Source organism: Rhizobacter sp. (genome assembly GCF_046595475.1).
GTDB lineage: Bacteria > Pseudomonadota > Gammaproteobacteria > Burkholderiales > Burkholderiaceae_C > Rhizobacter.
Genome location: NZ_JBKJOQ010000053.1, coordinates 1 through 4,103 on the forward strand (window position 1 = coordinate 1; position 4,103 = coordinate 4,103).

Sequence of the window (4,103 nt, forward strand, 5' to 3'; positions counted from 1 at the left end):
CCGCGTCCTTGATTCAGCAAGTGCTGCGCGGCCAGTGCGGCATTATTTAAAAAGCAATAGCCACCAAAAAAGTCCATACCAGCATGGTGGCCGGGTGGACGGCTCAGCGCAAAAGCAGCGCGATCGCCATCCAACACCGCTTGCGCGGCGCCCAGCGCGCAGTGAGCGCCCTCACGCGCAGCCACCCAGGTCCCGCTGGTAAACGGCGTGCCTGCGTCCGACGAATACAGCCCCACTTTGGCGGCAAAATTGTCGGGCTCAATATCGGTACGCAAGGTCCGCGTGGGCCAGACTGAGGGCAAGATGTCGGTGTCCGCATTGGCTGGGTCGAGCGCTAGCCACTGGTCCCAGGCCGTGGCCAAGAAATTCAGATAGCGCGGGCTGTGGATGCTGGCCAAGACACTTGCGTCCAACGCTGCTGGCGCCAGCACCTCACCCACGGGGCGACGCGTCAGCTCCGCCAACACATGGTCCGCCCGCGCCGCCACCTCAAAGCAAGGCACCATCGCCCCGCGAAACATCTCGACCTTGCCCTGGTGCTGGGTGTGGAGGTGGTTGTAGAAGGTTTTTATCGGTTTTGAGGGTCAAATTGGGCTCTGGCCCGGGTAAAACATGGCTCTTTAGCTATCTATTTAATAGCAAGCGCTTGGGCCCGTGGTGTGCGCTCCACAGGGCTCAGGCTCGCTGCTGCCGCGCTAACGTGCCAGCACCGCCTCCAGTGCCTTGCCGGTGTGCGTGCCCAGCTTCACAACCGCTTCGGGCTGGGCCGCAGCCACCACCTGCCCGCCGCCATTGCCGCCGTCCGGCCCCAAGTCGATCACCCAATCGGCCTCGGCAATCACATCCAGGTCATGCTCAATCACCACCACACTGTGCCCGCCATTCACCAGGCGGTGCAGCACATGAATGAGCTTCTCCACATCGGCCATGTGCAGGCCCACGGTGGGCTCATCCAATACGTAGAGCGTGTGCGGCGCCTTGTTGCCGCGCCGGCCCACGTCATCACGCACCTTGGTCAGCTCGGTGACGAGCTTGATGCGTTGCGCTTCGCCGCCGCTCAGCGTGGGTGAGGGCTGGCCGAGTGTGAGGTAGCCCAGGCCCACATCTTTCATCAGCTGCAGCGGGTGCGCGATGTGCGGCATGGAGGCGAAGAACTCCACCGCCTCGTCGATTTCCATTTGCAGTACGTCGCCGATGCTCTTGCCGCGCCAGGTGACGGCCAGCGTCTCGGCGTTGAAGCGTGCGCCGCGGCACACATCGCAAGGCACCTTCACGTCGGGCAAGAAGCTCATCTCGATGGTGCGCAAGCCCTGCCCTTCGCAGGCCGGGCAACGGCCTTCGCCGGTGTTGAAGCTGAAGCGGTTGGGCGCGTAGCCGCGCGCTCGGGATTCGAGCGTGTCGGCGAACAGCTTGCGGATCACGTCCCAGAAGCCGATGTAGGTGGCGGGGCAGGAGCGCGGGGTCTTGCCTATGGGCGTTTGGTCGACTTCCAACACGCGGTCGATGAAGCCCCAGCCTTCGATCTTGTCGCAGCCCTGCCAGTTGGGCTTGCCGCCCTTGCTGTTGATGAACTGCAGGTTGGCGAGCAGCACGTCTCGCGCGATGGTCGATTTGCCGGAGCCGCTCACGCCCGTCACCGCCACCAGGCGCCGCAGCGGAATGTCGACCGTCACTTGCTGCAGGTTGTGCAGCGACGCGTTGACGATGGTCAGCGGGCCTTTCTTCTCGCGGTCTTTCGTGAAGACCTCGTCGCTGATGACGCGCCGCGCTTGCAGTGGGTGCTTGAGCGGGTGCGCGAGAAAGCGGCCCGTCACCGAGTCGGCCACCGCCGACACCTCGCTCACCGTGCCTTGCGCCACGAGACGGCCGCCGCGTTTGCCAGCGCTGGGGCCGATGTCGATGATGTGGTCGGCACGGCGAATGGTGTCTTCGTCGTGCTCCACCACCACCAGGGTGTTGCCCTTGTCGCCGAGCTTGTGCAGCGCGTTGAGCAGCACCTGGTTGTCTCGTGGGTGCAAGCCGATGGTGGGCTCGTCGAGCACGTAGCACACGCCTTGCAGGTTGCTGCCCAGCTGCGCGGCCAGGCGGATGCGCTGTGCCTCGCCGCCGCTGAGCGTGGGCGCAGCGCGGTCTAGCGTGAGGTAGCCGAGGCCCACTTCTTCCAGAAACTCCAGGCGGTTCTTGATCTCGACGATCACGTCGCGTGCGATCTCGGCATCGCGGCCTTTGAGCTGCAAGGCTTCGACCCACTTGCGGCAATCGGCCACCGACCATTGCGCAATCCACGCGATGGAATGGCTCTCGAAGGTGACGGCGCGCGAGGCTGGGTTGAGCCGGGTGCCGCTGCATGCGGGGCACGGCTCGTCAACCACGCCTTCGACTTCGGCTTCTTCGGAAGGGAAGCTTTGCTCGCGGCCCTTGTTGTCTTCGTCTTGCACCGAATCGTCATACGCCTTGCGCTGCTCGCGGGTGAGCGCGAGGCCGGTGCCCACGCAGGTGGTGCACCAGCCGTGCTTGCTGTTGTAGCTGAACATGCGCGGGTCAAGCTCGGCGTAGCTGGTGCCGCAGGTTGGGCAGGCGCGCTTGGTAGAGAAGACCTTCGTGTCGCCAATCTTGCGCGTGGGTGTGCCGGCCAGCATCGCGCCCTTCAGACCGTGCAGCGGCGTCAGCAAATGCATCACGCCCTTGCCCACGTCCAATGCCTTGGCCAGCATCTCGCGAAGCTGGGCTTCGTTGTCGGCGCTGATGACGAGGTCGCCCACCGGCAGCTCCAGCGTGTGCTCCTTGAAGCGATCAAGCCGCGGCCAAGGGTCGACTGGCAAGAAATCACCGTCCACGCGCAGGTGTGTGTGGCCGCGTGCCTTGGCCCATTTGGCAAGGTCGGTGTACACGCCCTTGCGGTTGACGACCAGCGGCGCCAGCAGGCCCACGTGCTCGCCCTTGTGATCGCGCAAGAGTTGCGCCGCAATGCTCTCGGCGCTTTGCGGCTTCACAGGGCTGCCGTCTTTCACACAGTGCTGCAGGCCGAGCTTCACGTACAGCAGGCGCAAGAAGTGCCACACCTCGGTGGTGGTGGCCACGGTGCTCTTGCGGCCGCCGCGGCTCAGGCGCTGCTCGATGGCCACGGTGGGCGGGATGCCGTACACCGCATCCACCTCGGGCCGGCCTGCCGGCTGCACGATGCTGCGGGCGTAGGCATTGAGCGATTCGAGGTAACGGCGCTGGCCTTCGTTGAAAAGGATGTCGAAGGCGAGCGTGGATTTGCCCGAGCCCGAGACGCCAGTGATCACGCTGAACTTGCCGCGCGGGATGCTCACGTCCATCGACTTGAGGTTGTGTTCGCGCGCGTTGACGATGCGGATGAAATCGTCTTCGGGCTGGTGCGCTCTGCGCGCGGCGCGGATCACCGTTTGCAGCGGGCGGCCTTCTTCCACCTTGTGGTCACCCAGGCCCATGGCGCGGTCGTAGTCGGCCAGCGCGCGGCCGGTGTGTGAGGTGGGGTGCTGCTTCACGTCTTCGGGCGTGCCCTCGCACACCAGCTCGCCGCCGGCCTCGCCGCCTTCGGGGCCGAGATCGATCAGCCAATCGGCTGCGCGCACCACGTCGAGGTTGTGCTCGATCACGATCAGCGAGTGGCCCGCATCGAGCAGCTTGCGGAAGGCGCGCATCAGCTTGGCGATGTCGTCGAAGTGCAGGCCGGTGGTTGGGTGGTGTGCATCGGCACACCCGACGACGTGAAACACCACCCCACCTCGCACACCGGCAAGGCATTGGCCGATTACGACAAGTCCATGGGCCTGGGTGACTACAAGGTGGAAGAAGGCCGCCCGCTGCAAGCGGTGATCAGAGCCGCACGCAGAGAGCGCCAGCCCGAAGACAACTTCATCCGCATCGTCAACGCCCGTGAGCACAACCTGAAGTCGATGGACGTGAGCATCCCGCGCGGCAAGTTCAGCGTGATCACCGGCGTGAGCGGCTCAGGCAAGAGCACGCTCGCCTTCGACATCCTGTTCAACGAAGGCCAGCGCCGTTACCTGGAGAGTTTGAACGCCTACGCGCGCAGCATCGTGCAGCCCGCAGGTCGGCCCGAGGTGGACGCGGTC

The 4,103-nt window shown here is 64.9% G+C and carries 1 protein-coding gene and 2 pseudogenes; 1 reads left to right on the forward strand and 2 read right to left on the reverse strand.

The annotated features are described in order from the left end of the window. Together AC30QB_RS10200 and AC30QB_RS10205 are read right to left on the reverse strand one after the other, a co-directional pair. Positions 1–572 (reverse strand): arginase family protein (locus AC30QB_RS10200; RefSeq protein ID WP_489546104.1); only part of this gene is annotated, 572 nt, incomplete at its 3' end. A 123-nt stretch (positions 573–695) separates the two neighbouring features. Then, positions 696–3,707, reverse strand: a pseudogene (locus AC30QB_RS10205) (excinuclease ABC subunit UvrA); the annotation flags it as partial. Between AC30QB_RS10205 and AC30QB_RS10210 the strand changes: the two are divergent. Further along, positions 3,699–4,103, forward strand: a pseudogene (locus tag AC30QB_RS10210) (hypothetical protein); the annotation flags it as partial. The pseudogenes AC30QB_RS10205 and AC30QB_RS10210 overlap by 9 nt on opposite strands.